Here is a 25,493-nt window from a genome sequence, read left to right on the forward strand (position 1 = left end):
TTCCTAAATAGGCTAAAAGTTACAAACTCATGGAAAAGATTATTCAAAAAACCTAAGAAAAAAAGGACTGTTTGCCGATATATATGTCAGACAACGCTTACATACATCTCTAATCTAACTGGTGGGTGATCTAATGGGAACTCCGGAACAGGAGAGTAAGAGTGATGAGCAGAAAGAGAGAAGGATGAGAGTGGGAAAGAATGAGAAGTCGGTGAAAGAAAACACAGAGAAAAAGAACCAGCGTAAGTCCGGTGCATCCAGTATCGGCAAGCTCAAAAGCGGCGTAAAATCAGGCGTAAGCATGAAAAGCGTGCTGCGGGGCTCGGTGAGTCAGATGAAAAGAGTAAATCCGGTGAAATCTGTCGGGGTCAAGCTGTTCCTGATCTTTTTATCGTCCATCGTGATTGTCGTACTGCTTCTGGGTTTGTTGTCGTATTCAAAAGCGAAAAGTACGATTAAGAGTAATGTCGCAGAGGCCAACCGTCAAACGGTCATTCAGACCTCGGAGAAGATGGACATCATACTCAAACAATATGAGACGCTTGCGCTTCAGTTGTTTTTTGATCCGCAGATTCAGGGTGATCTGACGTCACTGAGCAAAGCGGATACCTATTACGATAAATTTGTAGCTTCAAGTACCATCGGCAAGAAGCTATCGAGCCAAACGACCTCCGATTCCAACGTAGTCAGCATCTCTTTGATTCCAGAAGAGGCGAATTCCGATGTTATTACCACTGGTAGCTCGGGCCTGGTGCTTGAAGGGATCAGAGACACGGATTGGTTCAAGCAGGCGGTTGAACGGACCAAAGAATATAAATCGCATTATTCCGATACGAATGGCGCACAGAATTACTGGTTCTCTACTGCAGTCGAGGGCAAAGGCGGAACGAATATCGCTATGGTACGCTCACTCCGAAATCTCGGTGAGAATTCAGGGTATGTGATGCTGCTAGAACTGAAAAATAATATGCTGGAAGACGCCTTCAAGAGTGTTAAGCTGGGCGACGGTGCCCGTATCCAATTGGTAGATCCTAATGGTATCGTCATCGCCTCTAATATACTCGCAGATGATGGGAAGGAATCCAAGTTTGCATTTATCAAAGACAGCAAGACAAAGAATAAAAGTCAGGAGAATACAAACGAAGAAGGAAAGCAGGTTCTGGCTGTCTTCAATCCAATGACCAAAGCGGACTGGAAGCTGTCTGGTATTATTCCTACTGGGGAGTTGGTCAAGGAGGCTTATCCAATCCTCCTTACTACCTTTGTTGCTGCCGGGGGAGCAGCCTTGCTTGCCATCCTTCTTGGCTACTGGATGGTTCGCATGATTGCCCGTCCGCTATCCCGGCTTAAGGATCTGATGGTAGAAGGGGCAAAGGGCGACCTAAGTGTTCGTACCGAATATGCATCGCAGGATGAAATCGGCCAATTGTCCGCATCCTTCAATACGATGATGGGACGAATTACAGAGCTTGTGGCGCAGACGACCGAAACGGCACGTGACGTACTGGAAACTGCCGGAGAGCTGGGCGATGCTTCACGCAAAACAGCTGTGTCTGCCAAAGAAATCGCCGCAGCCACAGAAGAGATTGCCGGTGGTGCAGGCAGTCTGGCCTTGGAGGCAGAGCGCGGCAATGAATTGACTGAACTGATCGCTACGCAAATGCAGACGGTTGTGTCTGCCAATTCCGAGATGGATGAAGCAGCGCGCAGTGTCGGAGAGGCCAGCAGCAGAGGTGCTAATCAGTTGGAGGAGCTACTGGGTCAGACGAGCCGTACGGGAGAGATGACAGGAGCGCTGGTCGCGCGTGTCAACAATCTGAAAGAAACGGTGTTCTCTGTCATCAAAGTACTGGATGTCATGAAGAATATTACCCAGCAGACGAACATTCTGTCCCTGAATGCTACAATTGAAGCCGCACGCGCAGGCGAAGCCGGCCGGGGCTTCATGGTTGTTGCCGGAGAGGTCCGCCAACTGGCAGACCAGTCCAAGCAGTCGATTGCGCTGGTGGCCGGAATTACTGACAAGATCATGACCGAGATGAATGAGACAGTCGCTGTCTTGTCCGAAGTTACGCCACTCTTTGAGGCGCAAATGGGTTCGGTGAAGAACACTAGTGATATCTTCGTATCCGTAAAAGAACAAATGGATGAATTTATTATGAGTTTGGAGTCTGTAACGGCCTCCATCAACAGTCTGAGTCATTCTCAAGGGGTCTTGTCTGAAGCGATGGGCAATGTAAGTGCCGTTGCCCAGCAATCGTCTGCGACCTCGGAAGAAGTAGCCTCGCTAAGCAGCGAGCAGCAGAATGTCAGCGATCAATTAGTATCGCTGTCCGGGAAGCTGGAAAGCGCATCAGGGCAATTGAAGGAAAAGCTGTCCTTGTTCACAATTTAAATAACACTACTGACAAGCTACCGGGCCTACGAATACCGGTCACTGCCGCCTCTTATCCTTGGAGAGGCGGCAGTTTTATTTTTCAAGGAGGAAAAAATAAGTAAATAAGGAGTTGCATCTCAAATTGTCTGCGTACAACTATATCACAGCAATCACGGAAATTTTGGTTTAAAATAGTAGTTTGTAATATTTAAAGTAAACAATAACTGTAAATGATGGCAGGTGATCTGTATTTATGAAGTCAACAAACCAACCACGCAGTCTTCTTTACCGGCTGCATCCCGCTAAGTCTTTGGGGCTGCGGCTTTTTCTCGTTTTTTTCATTGCCACTATGGCAATAGTGCTCTCGCTCGGTTACACCTCATATTCCGTTGCCAAGCAGACCATTGAAGACAATGCATTGTCATCCAACCAGCAAACGGTCATTCAAACGGCGGAGAAGCTGGATGTTACCATGCTCCGTTATGAAGATAATTTGGGCCAGATTGCTTATAACAAAGAGATACAGAGAGTTATGAAAGAGGCCAGTCAGTCTGGTTCCGGACTGTCAGCCGATGTTATTGCCGCAGAGCTCAGCAACTGGTTGTCGAGCGCCAAGGGTGTGCAAGCCGTATATCTCGTTCCTGCGAATGGATCAATACCTATTGTGGCTGCGGGTGTGAGGGATGAGGCTTTTATGGAAAGTATCCGCTCGGCATCCTGGTTTGATCAGCTGCCAGACAAGCCCGAAGGGCTGTGGTTGACCAAAGAGATGAAGGGGGAAAAAGCTCCTGAGGTTTTTCATTATGCGAAAGCGATTTCAGGAGAAACTCCAGATTCAGAATATGTAGCGATCAGCGATATAAAGGTCAGTGAGATTGAAAAGCTGCTAGGCGAGGTAAATCTGGGTACAGGCTCCTACATTCAGCTGCTGACTGGAAAAGATGAGCTGATTGCATCCTCCATGCAGAAAGAGACGGATACTTACTTAAGTCTGGGAGGCACCTTGTTCACGGGGCTGAAGCAAGCTTCTTCAGGTGCACTGCCGACCAAGAATGAGGAGGGCAAATCGATTCTGGCGGTCTACGGAACGATGCAAAGCTCTGGATGGAAGCTGCTGGGGGTTGTGCCTGCCGAGAATTTAACCCAAGATACGGTACGCATTCTGAAGACGACCTACATTGCGGTTGGAGCCGCCGTTGTTATTGCCCTTTTAGTGGGGCTGTGGATGGTGCGGATGGTTGCTAGACCGTTGACCCGGCTCAAGGACTTGATGTTTCAGGGAGCTGAGGGGAATCTTAGTGTGCGGACATCGTTCAAATCACGGGATGAGATCGGCCAATTGTCGCTCTCCTTCAACACAATGATGGAGCGAATTACAGAACTTGTCGATCGCACCAATGAGACCGCTCAGGAGGTACTGGAGATGTCAGATATCCTGAGCAGTGCTTCTCGCAAAACGGCATCTGCAGCTAAAGATATTGCTGCCGCTATGGAGGAGGTTGCTGGGGGTGCGGGCAGCCTAGCCTTGGAAGCGGACAATGGCAATGCCTTGTCCGGAAAGATCTCGGAGCAGATGAACAGGGTAACAGACGCTACGCATGAGATGAATGGCAGAGCGCACAGTGTGGGCCAGTTCAGCACCGAAGGTGTAGCAATGCTGAAGGAACTCAAGAGCCGGACACAGGTCACGGAGGAAAGAACCCGGACACTGGTTAACAAGGTGAACAACCTCCAGACAACAGCTTCGTCCGTGATTCAGGTTCTGGATGTCATGCAGCGCATTGCGCAGCAGACAAATATTTTATCCCTGAATGCCAGCATTGAAGCTTCTCGTGCCGGTGATGCGGGGCAGGGGTTCATGGTCGTAGCTAGCGAAATCCGTCAGCTTGCTGATCAATCCAGAAGTTCGATCGCAATGGTGGGAGAAATCACTGACAAGATCATGCTAGAGATGAACGAAACGGTCGCGGTTCTCGCAGAGGTGGCTCCGATGTTCGGGGAGCAAAGTGCTTCAGTACAAAGCACCAGTGATCTCTTCGTATCCGTACAGGGTCAGATGAATGAATTCATCACCTTCCTGGATGCAGTTACCGATTCGATTGACGGGCTCGGGGAATCGCAACGGGTGCTATCGGTGACGATGGACAGCGTCAGTATTATTGCTGAGGAATCGTCAGCTGCCTCAGAAGAGGTGGCTTCGCTCGGCGGGGAGCAGCAGGGTGTTAGTGACCACCTGGTGGAGCTTTCCGCAAGTTTGCAGAAGGCTTCCGCCAAATTAAAGGCTAGTCTTGAAAGGTTCAGAGTATAGTTACGGATTAAATCTAAAAGGTGAATTGCAAAAGAGCAGGCTCCGAAAGTTAGGGCTTGCTCTTGAGTTTGTTAATCGCCAGGGGAAAGATTCTAATGACGGAAGGTGGGACATAATAGGGATAAGGAATCCTGTCAGGGGGGGAAGACAACATTGCGCACCAACAATCATCGTCGTCTGTTCAGCTCGTTAGTGATCTTGTCCGCTACCGTGGGAATATTGATCTTGCGGCTGGCCTGGGTACAATTCGTAATAAAGGATCGGCCTGTCCCTGGTAGCCCATATTCCTTAGCCAAAATGGCGGAAATCCAGAGCGAGCGCGAAACGGTGCTGGATAGCGGGCGTGGGCGTCTCTATGACCGTCACGGCGTGCCTCTCGCGGGAGAAACGATCTGGACAGCTGCTCTTTTCCCGCAGAAAGAATTGGCGGCTAGTGTAAAGTCACAGGTAGAGCGAAGCGAAGCCGACCCTATGCATCGACTGGCGGCCATCTTGGGAGTCAGCTATCAGGAACTGCTGAACAGGGTCGCAATTCAGAAGGAGCCTCTGCTATGGCCATCTCCGATAGGAAAATCGCCTTTGGCGCTTTCCGCTGCTCAAGCTGATGCAGTGAAACGACTTGATATTGATGGGGTGATGGTGCTGCCATTTACCCGCAGGTATGACGGTCAGTTGTCTGGACAACAGTGGCTTGGCTACCTGTCCGAAGCGGTCCCGCAGGCAGACGGCGGGCTGGCAAGTGCTTCAGGCCTTCGAATTCCAAGGACAGGAACGGATGGACTGGAAAAGACGCTGGAGCCTTTGCTACGAGGAGTAGGGCATACCGAGGCGTATGTGCAGGTGGATGCCATGGGCAATCGTATACCGGACAGTCCGCTCAAAGTCCGTTCTCCAGGCAACCCGTATTACCCGTTGTCTTTATACACAACGATAGACAAGAAGCTACAGGATGGTATTGAGAAGCTGGCGGTTCAGGCGGGGATGAAGGAGGGCGCAATTGTCGTATTAGACTCACGGACCGGGGATATTGAAGCAATGGTATCTCTGCCTTTATATAATCCAGAGAATATCTCACCCCAGGGTGGACAATGGAATAATCGAGCGCTGCAAGCCGCCGTTCCCGGCTCCATCTTCAAGATTGTGACTGCCGCTGCGGCTCTGGAGGCTGGTGTTACAACACCGCAGGAAGTCTTCACTTGCTCCGGCCAATATGAGAAGTACGGATTGTCCTGCCTGAAAGGAAAAGGACACGGCTCCCTTACGCTGGCGCAAGGGTTCGCCGTGTCCTGCAATACCGTATTCGCCGCGCTCGCCGAACGTCTGAGCGGCGCGCAGATCCAGTCCACCGCGCTGGCGCTGGGACTGGGAAGAGACATTGGCTGGCAGTCCGAGGATACCCTGGGACTGCCTCTTCTGAGGCCGCTGGCGGGGGAGCAGCACGGGACGATATTCACGTCCCTGGTGCCAGATGACAGCGGCGCAAGAGTACAGACCGCCATCGGGCAGCGCGATGTGCAGGTCACCCCGCTTCAGGCCGCCAATCTGGTAGTGACCCTGCTACATGGCGGGGAGGTCACCGCTCCCCGTATCCTGCAGAAGGTCACTTTTGCGAACGGCCAGACGCTGGAGGAATTGCCGGGACATCTCTCACCGTCCGGGGCTGGAACAATCTCAGCATCCACGACCCGGCTGCTCTTGTCATGGATGAGACAGGTAGTGACCGAGGGAACCGGAAGGAGTCTACGCACCGCCCACTGGCCGCTGGCTGGTAAATCAGGTACAGCCCAGACGCAGGTCAAGGGTATCCCCCGAAATAATCAGTGGTTCATCGGCTACGGGCCCGTAGAGCAGCCGCGGTATGCTGTGGCTGTGTCTGTTCAGAACGTGTCTCCCGGCAGTACTCACACCGCTACGAAGCTGTTCGGTCAAGTATTCGACTTGCTCTCGTCGACTTCCGGGGCTTGATCCCCCGGGTGTTCTGTTTCAGGTTCAGTATGGTCAGCCGTGGCTTTCGCTTCTGATCCGGATGCCGCGAACGGAGAGACGATGAATTCTTCCTGCGGCAGATAGATCCAGCGCTGGAGGTAGCCCTGCTGAATTAATTCCTTAATTAGAATCAACAGTATCGGGGACAGGATCAAGCCAGCTACGCCAAACGCTGACATGGACAAGATTACGAACGAGAGCATCAGGAACGCGGAAGATACGCCGATGGAGTTACCAGTGATTTTCGGTTCCATTAACTGACGTTGGATTAGCACTACAGCGAGAAGGATAATCAGTCCGATCGCCATTGAGGTATTGCCGACGATGAAGAGATACACGATCCAAGGAATCAGGATGGTCGATACGCCGAGGAGCGGGAGAACGTCGAACACGGCGCAGATCAGGGCCATCGTCAGCTCATTGCCAGTGCCCAGGATGAATAGACCAACCAGCACGATGACGAAGGTGATACTGATGAGAATGAGCTGGGCTTTGATATAAGCACCGATCGCTTTAAACACATTTCCTTGCAGAAAAGCATAAGCCGTCTTAAGGGTTTTTGGCATCTTCTCATGGACAATTTTCTTCCAGTCCTTGATCTCCATACTGAGGAAAAAGGCCAGAATGATGGCGATTCCGAAATTCCCCATAAAAGAAGAGAACGAGCCCAGCAGTCCGATCATATACTTAAAGAAGACAATAAGCCATGAAGAGAGGATGTCGGTGGCATCCTTGAAATACCCGTTGATTTTATGAGTCACATCCGGTGGGAGCGTGTCGACTTTATTCTGAAGATAGCCGGTAAGCTGAACGAAATGCTCTTGCACAATAGCTGTATATCTGGGCAGGCTGTCCTGAAAATGCAGTGCCTGAGTCGTAATCAGAAGGCCAGCACCGAACAATGTACCCAACAGCAGAATGAGGAATAACAGAACCGAGATGGCCGAGGCGAACGGTTTGCCGATCCCGCGACGATTCAGAAACCGGGCCAGCGGCTCAATAATGATAAAGACGAAGAAAGACAGGAACACAGGGGCGGCCAAATGGTATAGCTTGCTGAAGGCAAACATGACCAGATACACTGTAAGTACAATTAATCCAATATCAAAGAAGGTGCGCCAATATTTTTTGTACAAGGGGAGCATAAGATTCTAACGACTCCTTTTCATATAATATGTAAGGTCTTTACAACTTGAGTCCATTGTACACGATTTTACTTAAAAAGCGTCTATTTCTTTGCTAGCTGTGTTAAAATAGGGGGTAACGTTTTTTTGTGACGATGATACATATCCGCAAAAAGGCGGTTAAAGCTATACACACTTGGCCGTATCGCTGTATCTGCTTGCAGACCTAAGGCGAGCCAAAGTCAACTCTGGAAAAGCGGGGAATAGACATGCAGACTTTGCTGCTCTGGTTGTTTTACATCTCATCTTTCTATGCCTTTATACCCGGTATTATCAGCCGTATTTTCGGTTACCGCGTGTTCCGTAAAGGAACTGGAAGCCATGAATTTGCGCTGACCTTTGATGACGGGCCGGATCCTCGTTTTACGCCGAAGGTGCTTGAACTTCTGAGGCGTTATGACGCTAAGGCGACCTTTTTCGTGGTGGGATCCCATGCAGAGCTTTATCCTGACCTTATCCGCAGTATTCATGCGGAGGGCCATCTCATCGGTATTCATAACTATGTGCACAAGACCAACTGGCTGATGCGTCCGGCAACGGTAAGCAAACAGATCCAGCGCACAGACGAAATTATTTACAGCATTACCGGGGAACACAGCACTTACTATCGTCCGCCTTGGGGAATTGTGAATTTGTTCGATTTCTCGAAGCGTCGTCGTGTGAAGATTGTATTGTGGTCAGCGATGTTCGGCGATTGGCGCGAGAAGCAAGGGGCTGAGAAGCTTACGGAGAAAATGCTCGCCCGCCTTAATCCCGGCGAAGTGATGCTCCTGCATGACAGCGGTGCGACGCTCGGTGCCGATCCTGATGCTCCAGGACTGATGCTGATTGCCTTGGAGCGAACCTTGGAGGAAGCGCAAAAACGCGGCCTGCGTAGCATCCGTATTGACCAAATGATCAAGACGGCTGAGAAATCGTCCATTCAGCAAATTTCCTTCGGAAAACGCCTGATTGTGGGACTGTGGCTAGGATGGGAGAAATTATTTCAATTTCTGTTTAAGTTAAGAACTCTTTCACCGGCCGAGCCTTTCCTACATTATCGTCTGCGTAAGTATCAGGGACAACCGATCACTTTGGATGATGGAACCACGCTAAGCAAAGGTGACAAGGTGATCGAGCTACATGTCGATAATCGGGAGCTGTTCGAGCTTGGGATGCATTCCCGTTCTTCGGCTCAGCTTGCGATCCGTATGATTCGCCGGATGGAGAAGGATATGCCGGTGCTTGCGGAAGAGATTGCCCATGACGAAGACCTTCTGGAAGCCAAGGCTTTATATGGGGTCAGCATGATCAATCGGGGACCGGAGAAGTTCGGTTTCACGGTACTGGATATGCCAGACGGCTGGTTCGCCCGCTCTAGTAAGCTCTACCTGAGTCTTTTGTTAAGCGTAATACATCCGGCTGGTGGAGCAAGACTGAAGGAGCGGACTGAGGTGCTTGTGCCTAAGCTCATCCTGATGCCGCTGTCTGAACTGTTGAAGCGGCATGATCAGAAGATGCAGCCGCGCAGCGCGAACCGCAAACGGGAACTGAGGGAAGAAGAGATAGATCGTAGCAATGCGCTGGATGAAGTAGAGTTGCCGGGTGCAACTGTTGTTCATTAAAGCACAGAGAAATTATAGTTTGAATCATGGAAAAAGGGAATGCCTCAGACCAACGAAACTTGGCTGAAAGGCATTCCCTTTTTATATTTAGTTGCATAAAAAAAAGGTCCCCCACAGCATGGTGAATGCTGTGAGGGACCACTTTTGATGTAGAATTACGTTCTGGCATGGCCTGAGACGTAATTAGATTTTCAACACGCCGCCATTACTAGCGTTGGTAACCAGCTTGGAGTAACGAGCGAGGTAACCAGTCTTCACCTTCGGCTCGAAGCCTTTCCAGCCTGCTCGGCGGGTAGCAAGGGTTTCTTCGTCTACCAGCAGCTCAATCTTGCGATTGATCAGATCCAGCTCGATGATGTCGCCATCTTCGACAAAGGCAATCGGTCCGCCTTCAGCTGCTTCTGGAGAAATGTGCCCGATGCTGATTCCGCGCGATGCGCCGGAGAAACGACCGTCTGTGATCAGGCCGACTTTGGCGCCAAGGCCCATGCCCACGATTTGGGAGGTAGGAGCCAGCATTTCTGGCATACCAGGACCGCCTTTTGGACCTTCGTAACGGATAACCACAACGTGGCCTTCTTTAACCTTACCGTTCGCAATGCCTTCCAGCGCAGTTTCCTGAGAATCGAAGCAGATTGCTGGACCTTTGTGGTAGCCGCCTACGGAAGCGTCAACCGCACCAACCTTGATAATGGAACCTTCCGGTGCCAGGTTACCGTAGAGTACAGCCAGGCCGCCAACTTCCGAATAAGGATTATCAAGCGTATGAATAACGGAAGTATCCTTAATCTCATGTCCTCTTACGTTTTCGGCCAGTGTCTTGCCGGTAACGGTAATGCAGTCACCGTACAATGCGCCTGGCTTCTTCAGCAATTCGTTCAGTACGGCGCTAACGCCGCCCGCACGGTCTACGTCCTCGATGAAGATATCGGAGGCAGGAGCAAGCTTAGCCAGATAAGGTACCCGGTTAGCCACTTCGTTGATACGCTCCAGTGGATAATCCACTTCAGCTTCCTTAGCCAGGGCCAATGTGTGAAGTACAGTGTTGGTGGAACCGCCCATAGCCATATCCAGTGCAAAGGCGTTATCGAGCGATTCGATAGTTACGATATCGCGTGGTTTCAGATCAAGTTCGATCAGTTCCATCAATTGTTTCGCCGATTTACGTACAAAGTCTTTACGTTCTTCAGCTACAGCCAGAATTGTACCGTTACCCGGCAGGGCAAGGCCCATCGCTTCAGCCAGACAGTTCATTGAGTTAGCTGTGAACATACCGGAACATGATCCACATGTCGGACAGCCGTATTGTTCCAGTTCAAGCAATTCTGCATCGTTGATTTTGCCAACTTGGTGTGCGCCAACGCCTTCGAATACAGAAGTCAGGGAGAGCTTCTTGCCTTTACTGTCCACGCCAGCCTTCATCGGGCCGCCGCTGACGAAGATCGTAGGAATGTTGACACGCAGAGCGCCCATCATCATACCAGGAGTGATCTTGTCACAGTTCGGGATGCAGACCATACCATCGAACCAGTGAGCAGATACAACTGTCTCCAGGGAATCAGCGATGATCTCACGGCTTGGCAGGGAGTAACGCATGCCGATATGTCCCATGGCAATCCCGTCGTCTACCCCAATTGTATTGAACTCGAACGGTACGCCACCGGCTTCGCGGATAGCTTCTTTAACGATTTTACCGAATTCCTGCAAGTGTACATGGCCCGGTACAATATCAATATAGGAATTGCAGACCGCGATAAACGGTTTGCCGAAATCTTCTTCCTTTACACCGGCTGCACGCAAAAGACTGCGGTGCGGGGCACGGTCGAAACCTTTGGTGATCATGTCTGAACGCTTTTTCTTGACTGCCATTATGAATTTCCCCCCTAGTAAATTGCTAAATCTGATATAGTGGCGCATTAACGCATTGCACTCATAAGAGGCAACGAGATGCGGTTTATAGAATTAACGGGGTCCAGCTTCTTACAAAGAGAAGAGGGGAAGCCGTTTCTATAACTGATTGCAATGAGCCTATGATGACTGTGAATGACGGCTGTCCGAAGCCGAACTCGTCATTGTTAATAGTGAGTCTATCACAAACGGGTAGTTTTTTCTACCGATCTTGTGTCAAGGATATCTGCTCTTCAAGACAAAAAGACCGCTCCTTCCGGTGATATGGATATTCACCAATACAGTTGTTGACAGAAGGAGCGATCTCATATTCTATTTTGGATGCTGGATATACGCCAACCAGTTTTTTATAACGACCGACGCAAAGCTTCGCGTTGCAGGTGAACCATCCAACTGACTGAAGGCTCTACCAGACGGTGCAAGAGGCGTTTCACTGCGGGCTGAGCCAGCAGAATAGTCAGTAATACAGCCGTACCAATTAGTACTGTAATTCCTGCAGCGCCGTTGATAGCATCATATATACCTGATACCACAGCTAAGCGGATAATAAATCCGTGAAGCAAGAATACATATAGCGTTCGGCGTCCCCAGTCAGTCATACGGCTCATTCGGTAAGGGACCCATCCCAGAAAAGTAAGGGAAGCTGCCAATTGCCAACCGTAAAGTCCCAAACGGTACAGTCCGGCATACCATTCATGATGGTCAAGCTGCATGTAGGTCATTGATCCATACAACCAGCCGTGTGGAAGAGTTGTTCCCCATAATCCCAGGGGGATAAGCAGTAGGATAGAGCAGACGCAGGCAGAGGCTTTGGCCCACTTGCGAAATATGCGGAGGAAGGCGGGAAACGAAAAGTGATAGCCGATCACGAAAAAGGGCAGATATACAAAGGTGCGACTAATGCTGAACCAGACGCCGTCAAGCTGGAGGTATCCCACAAGCACACCCGCGATGATGGCAAAAGCTAGCTGTGCGCGGAACTTCCATCCTCTCATTCCAATCATCAGCAGCCGCCAGAAGGCGTGACTCGCAAGAAACCATAACAGCAGATAAGGCGCGAAGAAGGAATGCTGAATACCGTTTACATGGAAGTAATTACTGTCGAGCAGGGAATATAGACTTTGAAAAATAATGTACTGCAATCCGATTTGCAGAAGCAACCGGCGACCGGCGGTTCCGTATAGATTTTTCCGGGCAAAATACCCGGTTACGAGTACGAAGAGCGGCATATGGAAACTGAAAATCCACAGATATAGTTGATGCATAACACTCACCCCGCTCACCAGCGGTTCAATGGCATTCCCGACGAAGACAGTGACAATAAGCATAAAGCGCAGATTCAGAAAAAAGGTCTCCCCGCGTGCTTCCAGAGCGTCGTCTCCCATCCTGATGTCCCTCCAAGTGTATCCATTACTTTAATTTTAAAATACCGTATTCCATTTCTTTGAATTGTGATTAATCTCACTAGCGTAAGCGTTGTCATCAAAATGAATGTGGCGATGTGTTGAAGGTTGTTTGAAAGCAACGATTCAACTATAATTTTCATATTAAGAGGAAGCAGTATATGCAGAACCAGCCGGGAGTGACATATGTGAAGGGTAAAATAACGAAACGCCGCGTGTTCGTCATCCTATTAATCATTCTCGCCGCTGCGGGCCTGCTTCTGTGGAGATATTTGACGCCCTATGCGCCTGAGCAGAGCGCCGAAACGGCTCTTATCTCGGGCGGAGGCATTTCGGTAGAACAGAACGACAATTGGATTTCTTTTGAACCGGGACTTATCACAGGCGCAGGAGTAATCCTGTATCCTGGCGGGCTGGTGGAAGCGGAAGCTTACTCTCCGCTCGCGAAGACCATCGCCTTGGCTGGTCATCCGGTGTATATCGCCAAGATGCCGCTTAATCTTGCAGTGACGAAGGCTGATGCCGCAGAAGAGATTATCCGTGTGCATCCCAAGCTGACGTTTGTACTCGGCGGGCATTCCCTGGGAGGCGTTATGGCATCCCGTTATGCCGCGGAGCATCCCCGTCAACTAAAGGGCGTGTTCTTTCTGGCGTCCTATCCGGATGAGAAAGGCAGTCTGAAAGCAACAACACTGTCGGTTCTGTCGATCCTGGGTACGGAGGATGGGGTAATCAATAGGACCAACTACCGCAAAGGGCGCTCCTATCTGCCGGACAATACCATTTATTACTCCGTGGAGGGTGGAAATCATGCCCAGTTTGGTAGTTATGGTAAGCAAAAGGGAGACGGGGAAGCCACAATCTCCGAGGAAGAGCAGCAGAGTCGCACGGTTCGCGCACTGCTCGATTGGTTGAGTAATCTGGGTTAACCCATAGACTGGGGGACAATGACAACATGCCTTTATTACATGTGAATCATACGACTATTCCTTGCCAGGGCATTCTCTTTGATAAGGACGGAACGTTGCTGGATCTTCTGGCTACATGGGGACTTTGGGCGGAACTGGTACTGCGCGGGATGGAGACACAGCTGGCAATTAGGGGGAAAAGGCTGGAAGGCGGAATATCTGGACTGCTCGGTACCATCCATGATGACAACGGGAAAGTAATTGGCTACGATCCCTCCGGACCGCTCCCCATGGCAACAGCGGGAGAAACGGAGGGGCTGCTGGCGTGGCATCTGTATGCCTCAGGCCTTTCGTGGAACGAAGCCGTAGCTAAGGTGAAGCACATCGTCAAGGAAGCGATGAATGAGCTGCGCAAGAGACAGGCGGCGTATCCGCTGCCGGGGCTGCTGCCCTTCCTGAAGCAATGTGCGGATGCCTCGCTGAAGCTGGGGGTAGTGACTTCGGATGGAGTCAAGACGACGGCTGAGCAGTTGGAGTGGCTTGGAATTGCACCTTATTTTCAGACGGTGGTAACGAGAGACCATGTGGTAAACGGCAAACCGGACCCCGAAATGGCGGAGAGGGCTTGCCGCGAGCTTGGCCTGAGTCCTGGTGAGGCCGTGATGATCGGGGACAGTAATGCGGATATGCAGACCGGCAAAGGCGCAGGTGTCTCCCTGGCCATCGGTATTGCTGGTCAAGACGGCGGAAGCGCACATCTGCTGGATGCCGATATCGTGATATCGGGCTTCCATGAACTTCGGATTTCTTCCTAAACTACAGTATAGAAAGGATGGACTGAATGCCCATGGATCAATTACAGACCTTGACTTCTTGGATCAATGACAGTGAATCTATAGTTTTCTTCGGCGGAGCGGGTACCTCCACAGAAAGCGGAATTCCCGATTTTCGTTCTGCGGCAGGCTTGTATCAGACCGAGCATCAGTCACCATATCCTCCCGAGGTGATGCTCAGCCGTACGTTTTTTATGTCCTCACCGGACATTTTTTTTGATTTCTATCGCAGCAAAATGATTCATCCACAGGCTCAGCCGAACGGGGCGCATCTCCTACTGGCAGAGCTGGAGCAGCAAGGCAAGCTTAAGGCTGTCATTACGCAAAATATTGACGGCCTGCATCAGAAAGCGGGCAGCCGCCGGGTACTGGAGCTGCACGGCTCGATTCACCGGAACTACTGCATGGCTTGCGCCCGATATTACGGTCTGGAGCAGATTATGGAGAGCAAAGAGGTCGTGCCCCGCTGCCCGGACTGCGGCGGCATTATTAGGCCGGATGTGGTGCTCTATGAAGAGGAACTGGACCAAATAGTGCTGACTGAGAGTGTGGAGGCCATCCGGGGGGCCGATTTGCTGCTGATTGGCGGCACCTCGCTGACCGTGTATCCGGCGGCTAGCCTGATTACTTATTTTCGTGGAAGACATACAGTATTGCTGAATGGTGAACCTACGCCATATGACCGTCAAGTGAATCTTATTGTTAGAGACCGTATTGGTGAGGCGCTTGGCAAGGTGAGTTCGCTGCTGCGAAAGTCTTGATTCCCCAAAGGTGGCACTGAAGCTCAAGCGTAGTCTTAACCTAAAGGAATTACAGCAGGAACAATAACAGCCCGTTTCCTTGTACAGAAACGGGCTGTTATTGTTCTAGTGTCAGGGCTGAGATTTGAGGACAAGGGCTAGCGTGAGGATTTGTCTCCAGGTCTCGCCGTGGCAATGCGGTAAGCCGTCGGGGACTGGCCGCAAAAGCGTCTGAACTGGCGCGAGAAATATAGCGCGTCTGTCAGGCCGACCGAGGCTGCCACCTGCTCTACAGACAGCTCCGGGCGTTCGCGCAGCAATTGCCTGGATTTATCGATACGCAGCTTCAGCAGGTAGGTCACCGGGGACAAGCCGGTTTCCTGCTTGAATACTCGGGACAGGTAGGCTCGGTTATAGCCCAGACTGTCGCACATTTGTTCAATAGAGACAGGGTGGGCATACTGGGAGGACATGTAGTGAATCATCTGCTTCACGGTTCGCTGCACCTGTGATCCCACACCAGGTAGACGCGAGTGAGAGGATAAACGCTCTGCTGCTTCTCCTATAATAAGATACAAATAGCCCAGCGAGGTGAGATGCGCGCTCTCCCGGTTGGCATTGAAGGCGCCCATCATCCCGGCCAGCGCCTCGGGAATCACGCTGCCCTCAGCAGAGGATAGTACTGGCGTGTCTGGACTGAAGCCGGCCTGCTGTACCAGCCGGTCGGCCTCCGCTCCGGTAAAAGCTGCCCAGCGGTAGCGCCAAGGCTGGTGCGGATCGGAGATATAACTAACCAACTGGGCAGGATGGATCAGGAAGCAGTCCCCTTCGCCCAGTTCGTACTTGTGCTGCTCTGTATGAAAGCTGCCCGACCCTGATTCAATGAAGTGCAGCAGATAATAATCGTAGATCTTGGGGCCAGCCTGATGCAGCGGCAGCGTCTGGCTCTCGCCGGCAAACAGTACATGCAGCGGTTGGCTGTCGTAAGAGACGGGATTTGAGCCAACGGAATAGGTATATGAATTGGAACTGGATGAATCCATTAGGCAGGACAACCCCTTTTGTCGGCCGCTCAGAAATATGGTTGATTAGCAGGCGTTATTTTTAATATTGATTATATCCGGAAAAGTCACATATATCCATACATTACACACATGATTGCATTATCAGACCAAGTCTGATTTTATTATAATATAAGCAGAAAGAAAGCATTACCAAATCCCGCGATCGCAAACAGTGAAAGGATGGAGTGGCATTTATGAGCATACAGCAACTTAGCCAGACGTTTATCGGAAAATATGGGGAGAGCAGCCAGGAAGCACGCGTGTTTTACGCACCAGGCCGTGTCAACCTTATTGGTGAGCACCTGGATTACAACGGTGGATATGTGCTTCCCGCAGCACTTGAATTCGGTACCACGCTGATCGTGCGTCCGCGCAGTGACAGCAAGGTCACTTTTGCATCGACTAACTTCCCTTATGAAGCATCTATAGATTTCAGCGATATCGGCAAGAACAAGACTGGTGAGTGGGTGGATTACCCGATCGGCGTAATGGTTGAATTGCAGAAAAAGAACCTGCCGCTGACTAAAGGTTACGACCTGCTGTTCCACGGGGATATCCCGAACGGAGCAGGCTTGTCTTCTTCCGCATCGCTTGAAGTAGTAACCGCTTATGCATTCTTGACGCTCGAAGGCGGCGATACCGACACTGTTGAGATTGCCCTGCTCTCCCAGCGTGCTGAGAACCAATATGTTGGCGTGAACTCCGGAATCATGGACCAGTTCGCCGTTGCCAACGGCAAGCGCGATCATGCCATTCTGCTCATGTGCGATACGCTTGAATACAACCTGGTGCCTTTCGTGACCGGTTCTTATAAACTTATCATCGGCAATACGAATAAGCGCAGAGGTCTGGTGGATTCCAAGTACAATGAACGCCGTCAGCAGTGTGATGAAGCCCTGTCCATTCTGCAAAAAGAAGTTCCATCTCTGTCCTATCTGGCCCAGCTCACCCGTGAGCAGTTTGAGACTCATCAGGATAAGATTGCTGACGAGACGGTAAGACGCCGTGCACGTCACGTTGTGGAAGAGAACCAGCGTGTGCTTGAATCGGTAGAGGTGCTGAAGAACAACGATCTGAAGCAGTTCGGACAGTACATGAACGATTCGCACGCTTCACTTCGTGACTTGTATGAAGTTAGCTGTGCAGAGCTTGATATCATGGTAGAAGAAGCACAGCGCATTCCAGGCACACTTGGCGCGCGTATGACAGGTGCAGGCTTCGGCGGTTGTACGGTATCCCTGGTGCATGAAGATGACGTAGAACGCTTTATTAGTGAAGTAGGCGCGGCTTACAAGGAAAGATCCGGTCTGACCGGCGAGTTCTATGTATGCGGCATCGGCAATGGCGTGGAAGAACTGAAGGGAGAGAAGTAAACATGGCGATTCTGGTAACGGGCGGAGCCGGGTATATCGGCTCCCACACGGTAGCTGAGCTTCTGGAGCGCGGCGAAGAAGTCGTAGTCATCGACAACTTGCTGACAGGACACCGCGAGGCACTACTGGGTGGCAAATTGTACGAAGGCGACCTGCGTGACAAGGAACTGCTGGCGAAGCTGTTCTCCGAGAACAATATTGAAGCGGTCATTCACTTTGCGGCCAGTTCCCTGGTGGGCGAAAGCATGAAGGACCCGGTTAAATATTATGACAACAACGTCTACGGCACTCAATGTCTGCTCGAAGCTATGCAGAAGGCAGGCGTGGACAAAATCGTCTTTTCCTCCACGGCTGCGACCTATGGCGAACCGGAAAAGGTGCCGATTGAAGAGACTGACCGCACTGAGCCTGCGAATGTCTATGGTGAGACCAAGCTGACCATGGAGCGCATGATGTCCTGGTTCGATAAAGTACTCGGCATCAAATACGTGGCTTTGCGCTACTTCAACGCCGCAGGCGCACATGCCAGTGGTAAGATCGGAGAAGATCACCGTCCAGAGAGCCATCTGATTCCGCTGGTGCTGCAAACTGCACTGAAGCAGCGTGAGAGCATCGCCGTGTTCGGTGACGACTACCCGACAGAAGACGGAACCTGTGTACGTGACTACATTCATGTTAGTGATTTGGCTGACGCCCATGTGCGTGCAGTGAGCTATCTGCGCAGCGGAAACGAAAGCAACGTTTTCAACCTTGGAAACGGTCTGGGCTTCTCCGTGAAGCAAGTGATTGAAACAGCCAAGAAAGTAACCGGTCTAGAAATTCCTGTAGTCATTCAGGAACGCCGGGCTGGAGACCCAGCCGTACTTGTGGCTTCATCGGCGAAAGCACGCTCTGTACTGGGCTGGAATCCGCAGCATGCGGATCTGGAGAACATCATCCAAAGTGCGTGGAACTGGCATTCGGCTAATCCGCAAGGGTACGGGGAATAAAGGAGAATTTGAAATGGACAACGAGAAGATAACGGCTGCCTCTGGGCAAGAGGCACTGCATGCTATTGAGCAGTTGGTTCTGTTCGCCCTGCGGCAAGACCTCATCAAACCTGCGGATGTTGATTATAGTCGCAACCTGTTACTGGACCAGTTTGGGTTCACTGAGCCTTTTGCCGGAGAAGTGGATCAGGCGGTGCTGGAAGGCCCGCAGGGTCCGCTGGACCAATTGATCGACTACGGCTTCGAAATCGGCTTATTCCCAGAGAACAGCGATACTTACCGTGATCTGCTGGACGCTAAGATTATGGGCCAACTGATGGCTCGTCCTTCGGAAGTGAATCAGGAGTTCAATACTCTGAGACAGGAACAGGGTGTTGAAGCTGCAACGGATCGATTCTATAAATTGAGCATTGATTCCAATTATATCCGCATGGATCGTATTTCCAAGAACGTTTACTGGCTGCAGGAGTCGTCTTACGGAGACATCGAGATGACGATCAATCTGTCCAAGCCAGAGAAAAGTCCAAAGGAAATCGCGATGGCCCGGCTGCTTCCGCCGCCAGTCTATCCGAAATGCCTGCTCTGTCGTGAGAATGTCGGTTATGCCGGCCGGGTCAACCACCCGCCACGCCAGAATCTGCGCGTTATTCCGCTGGAACTGAATAAGGAGAAATGGTTGTTCCAGTATTCTCCTTATGTTTATTACAATGAGCACTGTATTGTGTTCCATCATGACCATGTGCCGATGAAGCTGACGAAGGATACGCTGAAGCGCCTGCTTGGCTTTGTGGAGTCTTTCCCGCATTACTTTATCGGTTCCAATGCCGATCTGCCGATTGTCGGCGGTTCGATCCTGACGCATGACCACTTCCAGGGTGGACGTCATACATTCCCGATCCAGAAGGCACCGAAGGAAGATACCTTCAATCATCCGGACTATCCGGGCGTCAGCATCAGCATTGTGAAGTGGCCGATGTCTGTGCTGCGTATGAACAGCCAAGACCCGGCCGTACTGCTGGAATGCGGCAATGCTATTTATGAAGCTTGGAAAGCTTACAGCGATCCTGAAGCCGAAGTCTTCGCATTCAGCGAAGTGGATGGCGAGCAGCAGCCTCATAATACGGTTACGCCGATTGTACGTCGCGGTGAAGATGGAAGCTTCGAGATGGATCTGGTATTGCGCAACAACCGGACCAGCGAGCAGTATCCTGAGGGGATTTTCCACCCGCACCGGGAGATGCACCATATCAAGAAAGAGAACATTGGCTTGATCGAAGTCATGGGTCTGGCGATTCTGCCTGGCCGCCTGAAGGAAGAGCTGGATGCCATTGCTGGCATTCTAGCCGGAGATACGGCTTCTCGCGAGGCGCTTAAAGGCAATACTGATCACCCACTGGCGCTACATGCCGCCTGGGTAGAGGAACTGGTAGAGCGTTTCGGTACTTCCCTGGAGCGGGAAGCTGCTGTGAAGACGGTGCAGAACGAAGTCGGCATCAAATTCACACAAATTCTTGAGCATGCTGGTGTCTACAAGCGTACGCCGGAAGGTCAAGCGGCTTTCCGCAGATTTGTCGGCAGCTTTGGCGCACAGTAATCTATTCATTAACCTTATAGGCGGGGATGCTTGGGAGTCGTAGACTCCTGTAGCATCCCTGTTTTTTTGCGTTTGTTGTGCTTTTCTTGAGGAATACCGCCTCACGACAAGTGGAACAGCTACTGTTTAGGTGGTACTGCTATTTTTATATTTGGTTATTTTCGTTACTGATTTGAAAGGAGACTGGCAGAGGACTATAATAGTGGGTGCATTACCAATTCATGAACTTACGGAGGACTGTACACGTGCAGAATTTTGAATTCTATAACCCGACGAAGCTGATCTTTGGCCGGGATACCTTGGAAGCATTGCGTAATGAAGTTCCCAAGTACGGAAAGAACGTACTGTTGATGTATGGAGGCGGCAGCATCAAGCGCAGCGGTCTTTACGATAAAGTTATAGCTCATCTTAAGGAGCTGGATGTGCAGATTACTGAGCTTAGCGGCGTTGAGCCGAATCCTCGTCTTTCCACAGTACATAAAGGGGTGGAGCTCTGTCATCAACACAACATTGATCTCATCCTGGCTGTGGGTGGGGGAAGTGTAATCGACTGTGCGAAGGCCGTTGCAGTTGGTGCCAAGTATGACGGCGATATGTGGGACTTCTTGGAACGCAAAGCGGCACCGCAAGCTGCACTGCCACTGGGTACGGTTCTGACAATCGCAGCTACAGGTTCGGAAATGAACGGCGGTTCTGTGATTACAAACGAAGTTACACAGGAGAAATTGGCTTGGGGCAGCATCCATGCTTACCCTGCATTCTCTATTCTTGATCCTGTGCATACCTTTACCCTGCCGCGTGACCAGACTGTGTATGGCATGGTGGACATCATGTCCCACGTGCTGGAGCATTATTTCCATACCGATGGCAATACTCTCGCACAGGACGGATTTTGCGAAGGATTGCTCCGCACAGTGATTGAGACAGGTCCCAAACTGGTGGAAGATCTGGAGAACTATGAGCTTCGCGAGACGATCCTCTACTGTGGAACTATGGCACTGAACGGAATGGTCAGCATGGGATTTGCCGGCGACTGGGCCACACACAACATTGAGCATGCGGTCTCTGCGGTATACGACATTCCACACGGCGGCGGACTAGCGATTCTGTTCCCGCAATGGATGAAATATAACCTCGCCACCAACCCGGCACGTTTCCGCAAGCTGGCGGTTAATGCTTTTGGCGTGAACCCTGAGGGCAAGACTGACGAAGAGATTGGACTCGAGGGCATTGAAGCGCTGCGCCGGTTCTGGGATGCCATCGGGGCCCCAAAAACACTGGCCGATTACGAAATCGACGACAGCCAAATTGGCGTGATGGCGGATAAGGCGATGCGTTTTGGGCCTTTCGGCAACTTCCGCAAATTGAACCGTGAGGATGTTGTAGAGATTTATACAATGGCGCTGTAAGACAAGCGTCTCCATGTGGTGCGAGCAGTCTGGGCTTGTTAAGAGCCTAGGCTGCTTTTTTAAATAAGATTAGAAATGAATATCGTACTCCATGTGTTTAGCTGTGTCTTGCGCCACAGCTGTGTCCAGCAGTCGCTGAACGACATGAAAGGCCATATGAATGCCTGCAGATATACCTGCTGAGGTGACGATCCTTCCAGCATCCACAAACTTCGTATTCTCTTCGACTCTAACCGCTGGGTAAGTCTCTCTCATTCGTTCGATGCTAGCCCAGTGGGTAGTAGCGGATTTGCCATCCAAAATGCCGGCTTCCGCCAACAAGAACGCCCCTGTACATACCGAGGTCATAAGCTCTACCTCCGGAAATTTCTCCTTAATCCAGGAGATCACATTCCGATTATCCACTTCCTTACGTGTACCTATCCCTCCAGGAATGACGAGAATGTCGTATGCAGGTGCACTTGAAAAGCTGTAATCGGTGGTGACCTTTAGTCCATTGCGGGCAGTGATCATTCCCCCTTGTTCAGAAACAGTCGTAACAGAGAAGGGCGCGAAGGCTTCGGGCGTGAAACGCTGGGTAACGGTGACGGCGAATACTTCAAAAGGTCCGGCGAAATCGAGTACCTCAACATCATCAAACAGGAAAATTCCTACTGTACGTACGTTCACGTTCATCACCTCTTCATGGATTTTGCTAATTGAAAATATAGGTTCGTGCATATTGTATTATAATAATAGTTGTTAGACTATCGCTCTAAAGGGTTAGGTTTGCAATTGAAATCGGAAATACAAGCGTATTCAAAGGGATTATTAGAAAATAATCCAAAGTTTGTGAAACCAAGGACGAACTTTTTACGTTTAATGTAGTATGACAGTCCGGAACAAAGACGGGAGGAGAAGACTATGCAAACGCTGTATTTGGGCTGCTTGGCGCTAGGCGTCATTTTTGCCATAGTCAGCGTGTTGGTGGGAGATCTGATCGGAAGTGCACTGGATGGGATATTCGATATTGTGTCCGTTGATTTTCTTAATCCCACCGTCCTGGCAGGGGTAGTGACCGTATTCGGCGGCGCAGGCATTCTGCTAACCCGCTACAGCACACTTGATGACGGGCCGATTGTCGCTTTATCCCTGCTGACTGCTGCATTCATGGGGGTGCTCTTGTTCCTGGGGTTCGTGAAACCAATGGATAAGAGCCAGACCTCAAATGGTTTTTCCATGCGGGATCTGCCAGGAATGATCGGGGAGATTACGGTTCCCATCCCGGCAGAGGGTTATGGGGAGATCATGGTAAAATTCGGAGCTGGTAACAGTTTGCATACGGCGTCCAGCTTCGACCATCGCCCTTTATTGGCCGGATTGAAGGTTGTTGTGGTCGATGTCAACGAGGGTGTAGCGCTGGTAACAGAATTTGATGAGGGAAGAGGAGTGGATATTTAATGTTCGGCATACCTGACTTTTTGTTAATTCCTGCTGTGGTAATTGCTGTTCTGCTGGTGCTTGGTATAGCTTTCTGGGCCCGTTACAAAACGGTGGGACCGGATGAAGCAATGATCGTTACAGGTTCATTTCTTGGCAATAATCATATTTCCGATGATGGCTCCGGCCGGAAAATCAAGATTGTCCGCGGGGGCGGCGCATTTATTCTTCCAATCTTTCAGAAGGCTGAATTCATGTCCTTGCTATCACATAAGCTCGATGTGACGACACCGGAAGTGTATACAGAGCAAGGGGTGCCGGTTATCGCCGACGGCGTAGCCATTATCAAGGTTGGTAGCTCCACTGAAGATGTGGCGACCGCTGCCGAGCAGTTCATGGGCAAGCCGATTGAATCGCTGAAGAGCGAAGCCCAGGAAGTGCTGGAAGGACATCTACGGGCCATACTCGGTACAATGACCGTTGAAGAGGTTTACCGTAACCGGGACCGCTTCGCACAGGAAGTACAGGGTGTAGCGGCACGCGATCTTAAGAAAATGGGTCTGCAGATTGTCTCCTTTACTATTAAGGATGTTCGCGATAAGCACGGCTATCTGGATGCACTCGGTAAGCCGCGAATTGCTGCTGTGAAGCGGGATGCGGAGATCGCTGAAGCGGAAGCCGTACGGGATGCGCGTATCCAGAAGGCCAACGCCGAGGAGCAAGGACAGAAGGCGGAACTGCTGCGTGATACGAATATTGCTGAGGCCTCCAAGGAGAATCAGTTGAAGGTAGCGGCCTTCAAACGCGATCAGGACACGGCGAAGGCGGAAGCTGATCAGGCGTACCACATTCAGGAAGCGCGCGCCAAGCAAACTGTGGTGGAAGAGCAGATGAAGGTTGAGCTCGTTCGTAAAATGCGGGAAATCGACCTGCAGGAGAAAGAGATTCAAGTCCGCGAGAAGCAATATGATGCGGAAGTGAAGAAGAAGGCTGAGGCAGACCGTTACGCGGTAGAGCAAGCGGCAGAAGCCGATAAGGCGAAAAGAATGCGCGAGGCCGATGCGGTGCAGTACAGCATTGAGACGCAGGCAAAGGCGACTTCAGAGCAGAAGCGGCTTGAGGGTCAAGCGATTGCGGATGCGGAGCTGGCCAAAGGTAAAGCGGAATCCGAAGTTATCCGTCTGCGCGGTCTAGCGGAAGCGGAAGCCAAGGAGAAGCTGGCGGAAGCATTCCAGAAGTTCGGCGAAGCAGCCGTGCTGGACATTATCGTCAAGATGTTGCCGGAACTGGCAGGCAAAATTGCCGAGCCGCTGGCATCGATCGACAAGCTAACTGTGGTCGATACTGGCAACGGCGAGGGCGCAGCCCGGGTCAGCAACTATGTGACCCAGCTCATGTCCACTGCGCCTGAAATGCTGAAGAGCGTCTCCGGGATTGATGTGGAAGAGTTGATCAAGGGACTAACTCGCAAAGCTACTCCAGCATCAGCGGGTAACACTAGCCCAGTGTCTGCCGTGACTCCAGTAACTTCGGTTCAGGCACCTGTCACAAATTTCAAAACAGTCTTAGAGGAAAAACCTGGAGAGTAGAGAATACTTAATATAGTTGCAGTGAAATATGTCCGGCAATTTGCCGGACATATTTTGTTGTTCTGACGATCTAATCCCTGTCCGTGCATACATAACAAGACACCTGAAGGAGCTTAATTAATGAACACTGAGCTAGATCTTAACAACACTCGACCAGCCAAGACCAGTCTGACGCCATGGCTGGCCGTTTGGACTGCACCGCGCCGAACGATCCGAGGATTTCTGGATTCGGCTAACCCGCGCCGGAATATGATTTGGCTGTCTATGGCCGGTGGATTCCTAAGTGCGCTGGGGCGTGCATCTTCCAAGAACCTCGGCGACGAAATGTCGCTGCCCACGATCTTCCTGATGTCCATTCCAGCGGGCATTGTCGGCGGGCTGTTTGCACTTTATGTTAGCAGCTTCCTGCTGAAAATAATCGGCGGATGGTTGGGAGGCCAAGGCAGCCGGGCAGAGCTGCAGACGGCGCTGGCGCGAGGATTGTTTATGCCAGCAGTCCTGCTTGGGGTGCTATGGGTTCCGGAGTTGCTATTCCTTGGCAAAGAGATGTTTACCTCGGAAATGCCGACGCTGGAGAGCAACTTGGCCGCAACGGCCGTTTATTTTATTTGCGTAGTCCTGGAGTTTGTACTTGGAGTCTGGAGTTTCATAATCACCATGAAGGCCATTGGAGAAGCACACCGTTTCTCTGCCTGGAAAGCACTACTCAGCAGTGTAATGCCCTTCCTGATCCTACTTGTGTTGTTTTTCCTTGTAATGCTAGTGGTGCAGTAGGCCCTTCTTTTCCCGAAGCCTTGCTGTAGGG

At 51.0% G+C, this 25,493-nt stretch carries 19 protein-coding genes; 14 read left to right on the forward strand and 5 right to left on the reverse strand.

Translation table 11 applies throughout. The features are described 5' to 3' along the window. Positions 1 to 133: 133 nt before the first annotated feature. The 3 genes from AC3Y23_RS25270 to AC3Y23_RS25280 all read left to right on the forward strand — a co-directional run bounded on the left by AC3Y23_RS25270 (position 134) and on the right by AC3Y23_RS25280 (position 6,650). Positions 134 to 2,395 (forward strand): methyl-accepting chemotaxis protein, encoded by a 2,262-nt coding sequence (locus tag AC3Y23_RS25270; RefSeq protein WP_379204324.1) that lies wholly within the window; start codon positions 134 to 136, stop codon positions 2,393 to 2,395. Between the two features lie 235 nt (positions 2,396 to 2,630). After that, positions 2,631 to 4,685, forward strand: a complete 2,055-nt coding sequence (locus tag AC3Y23_RS25275; RefSeq protein ID WP_379204326.1) for a methyl-accepting chemotaxis protein — start codon at positions 2,631 to 2,633, stop codon at positions 4,683 to 4,685. A gap of 153 nt (positions 4,686 to 4,838) precedes the next feature. After that, positions 4,839 to 6,650: a peptidoglycan D,D-transpeptidase FtsI family protein gene (locus AC3Y23_RS25280; RefSeq protein ID WP_379204328.1), complete on the forward strand. Its 1,812-nt coding sequence runs from the start codon at positions 4,839 to 4,841 to the stop codon at positions 6,648 to 6,650. On the opposite strand, the gene AC3Y23_RS25285 is transcribed toward AC3Y23_RS25280, so the two are convergent. Then, positions 6,611 to 7,816 carry an AI-2E family transporter gene (locus tag AC3Y23_RS25285; RefSeq protein ID WP_379204330.1) on the reverse strand — a complete coding sequence of 402 codons (1,206 nt, stop codon included), beginning with the start codon at positions 7,814 to 7,816 and terminating at the stop codon, positions 6,611 to 6,613. The genes AC3Y23_RS25280 and AC3Y23_RS25285 overlap by 40 nt on opposite strands. Before the next feature lie 248 nt (positions 7,817 to 8,064). Here AC3Y23_RS25285 and AC3Y23_RS25290 point away from each other — a divergent pair, with 248 nt between their 5' ends. Then, the gene (locus AC3Y23_RS25290) at positions 8,065 to 9,459 is read left to right on the forward strand and encodes a polysaccharide deacetylase family protein (protein ID WP_379204332.1); all 1,395 of its coding nucleotides are present in this window, start codon (positions 8,065 to 8,067) and stop codon (positions 9,457 to 9,459) included. Between the two features lie 183 nt (positions 9,460 to 9,642). On the opposite strand, the gene ilvD is transcribed toward AC3Y23_RS25290, so the two are convergent. After that, positions 9,643 to 11,328: a dihydroxy-acid dehydratase gene (ilvD, locus tag AC3Y23_RS25295; protein ID WP_175374088.1), complete on the reverse strand. Its 1,686-nt coding sequence runs from the start codon at positions 11,326 to 11,328 to the stop codon at positions 9,643 to 9,645. A gap of 386 nt (positions 11,329 to 11,714) precedes the next feature. After that, complete coding sequence (locus AC3Y23_RS25300; RefSeq protein ID WP_379204335.1) at positions 11,715 to 12,752, reverse strand: acyltransferase family protein; 1,038 nt, start codon at positions 12,750 to 12,752, stop codon at positions 11,715 to 11,717. A 179-nt stretch (positions 12,753 to 12,931) separates the two neighbouring features. On the opposite strand from AC3Y23_RS25300, the gene AC3Y23_RS25305 reads away from it, so the two are divergent. The 3 genes from AC3Y23_RS25305 to AC3Y23_RS25315 are packed head-to-tail and all read left to right on the forward strand — an operon-like array spanning position 12,932 to position 15,272. Continuing rightward, positions 12,932 to 13,699, forward strand: a complete 768-nt coding sequence (locus AC3Y23_RS25305; RefSeq protein ID WP_379204337.1) for an alpha/beta hydrolase — start codon at positions 12,932 to 12,934, stop codon at positions 13,697 to 13,699. A 26-nt stretch (positions 13,700 to 13,725) separates the two neighbouring features. Then, a complete protein-coding gene (locus AC3Y23_RS25310) occupies positions 13,726 to 14,493 on the forward strand; it encodes an HAD family hydrolase (RefSeq protein WP_379204339.1) in 768 nt (255 codons plus the stop codon). 32 nt (positions 14,494 to 14,525) lie between these two features. Beyond that, positions 14,526 to 15,272: an NAD-dependent protein deacylase gene (locus AC3Y23_RS25315; protein WP_379204341.1), complete on the forward strand. Its 747-nt coding sequence runs from the start codon at positions 14,526 to 14,528 to the stop codon at positions 15,270 to 15,272. A gap of 137 nt (positions 15,273 to 15,409) precedes the next feature. Here AC3Y23_RS25315 and AC3Y23_RS25320 read toward each other — a convergent pair whose 3' ends face one another. Continuing rightward, the gene (locus AC3Y23_RS25320) at positions 15,410 to 16,294 is read right to left on the reverse strand and encodes an AraC family transcriptional regulator (RefSeq protein ID WP_379204343.1); all 885 of its coding nucleotides are present in this window, start codon (positions 16,292 to 16,294) and stop codon (positions 15,410 to 15,412) included. Between the two features lie 215 nt (positions 16,295 to 16,509). On the opposite strand from AC3Y23_RS25320, the gene AC3Y23_RS25325 reads away from it, so the two are divergent. From AC3Y23_RS25325 to AC3Y23_RS25340, 4 genes are all read left to right on the forward strand, one after another. Then, positions 16,510 to 17,688 (forward strand): galactokinase, encoded by a 1,179-nt coding sequence (locus AC3Y23_RS25325; RefSeq protein WP_379204345.1) that lies wholly within the window; start codon positions 16,510 to 16,512, stop codon positions 17,686 to 17,688. 2 nt (positions 17,689 to 17,690) lie between these two features. After that, positions 17,691 to 18,677, forward strand: coding sequence for a UDP-glucose 4-epimerase GalE (galE, locus tag AC3Y23_RS25330; protein ID WP_379204347.1), 987 nt, complete (start codon positions 17,691 to 17,693; stop codon positions 18,675 to 18,677). Positions 18,678 to 18,690: 13 nt separating this feature from the next. After that, positions 18,691 to 20,271: a UDP-glucose--hexose-1-phosphate uridylyltransferase gene (locus AC3Y23_RS25335; RefSeq protein WP_379204349.1), complete on the forward strand. Its 1,581-nt coding sequence runs from the start codon at positions 18,691 to 18,693 to the stop codon at positions 20,269 to 20,271. Positions 20,272 to 20,516: 245 nt separating this feature from the next. Further along, the gene (locus tag AC3Y23_RS25340; protein ID WP_379204351.1) at positions 20,517 to 21,680 is read left to right on the forward strand and encodes an iron-containing alcohol dehydrogenase; all 1,164 of its coding nucleotides are present in this window, start codon (positions 20,517 to 20,519) and stop codon (positions 21,678 to 21,680) included. A 69-nt stretch (positions 21,681 to 21,749) separates the two neighbouring features. Here the strand turns inward: AC3Y23_RS25340 and AC3Y23_RS25345 are convergent, their stop codons facing one another. Then, a complete protein-coding gene (locus AC3Y23_RS25345) occupies positions 21,750 to 22,355 on the reverse strand; it encodes a DJ-1/PfpI family protein (protein WP_379204469.1) in 606 nt (201 codons plus the stop codon). Positions 22,356 to 22,583: 228 nt separating this feature from the next. On the opposite strand from AC3Y23_RS25345, the gene AC3Y23_RS25350 reads away from it, so the two are divergent. The 3 genes from AC3Y23_RS25350 to AC3Y23_RS25360 all read left to right on the forward strand — a co-directional run bounded on the left by AC3Y23_RS25350 (position 22,584) and on the right by AC3Y23_RS25360 (position 25,462). Further along, positions 22,584 to 23,120: an NfeD family membrane protein gene (locus AC3Y23_RS25350; RefSeq protein ID WP_379204353.1), complete on the forward strand. Its 537-nt coding sequence runs from the start codon at positions 22,584 to 22,586 to the stop codon at positions 23,118 to 23,120. Then, a complete protein-coding gene (floT, locus tag AC3Y23_RS25355) occupies positions 23,120 to 24,688 on the forward strand; it encodes a flotillin lipid rafts scaffold protein FloT (RefSeq protein ID WP_379204355.1) in 1,569 nt (522 codons plus the stop codon). The genes AC3Y23_RS25350 and floT overlap by 1 nt, the downstream gene beginning before the upstream one ends. A 120-nt stretch (positions 24,689 to 24,808) precedes the next feature. Further along, positions 24,809 to 25,462 carry a YIP1 family protein gene (locus AC3Y23_RS25360; RefSeq protein ID WP_379204359.1) on the forward strand — a complete coding sequence of 218 codons (654 nt, stop codon included), beginning with the start codon at positions 24,809 to 24,811 and terminating at the stop codon, positions 25,460 to 25,462. Positions 25,463 to 25,493 lie beyond the last annotated feature (31 nt).

This window comes from Paenibacillus sp. MAHUQ-45 (assembly GCF_058133325.1).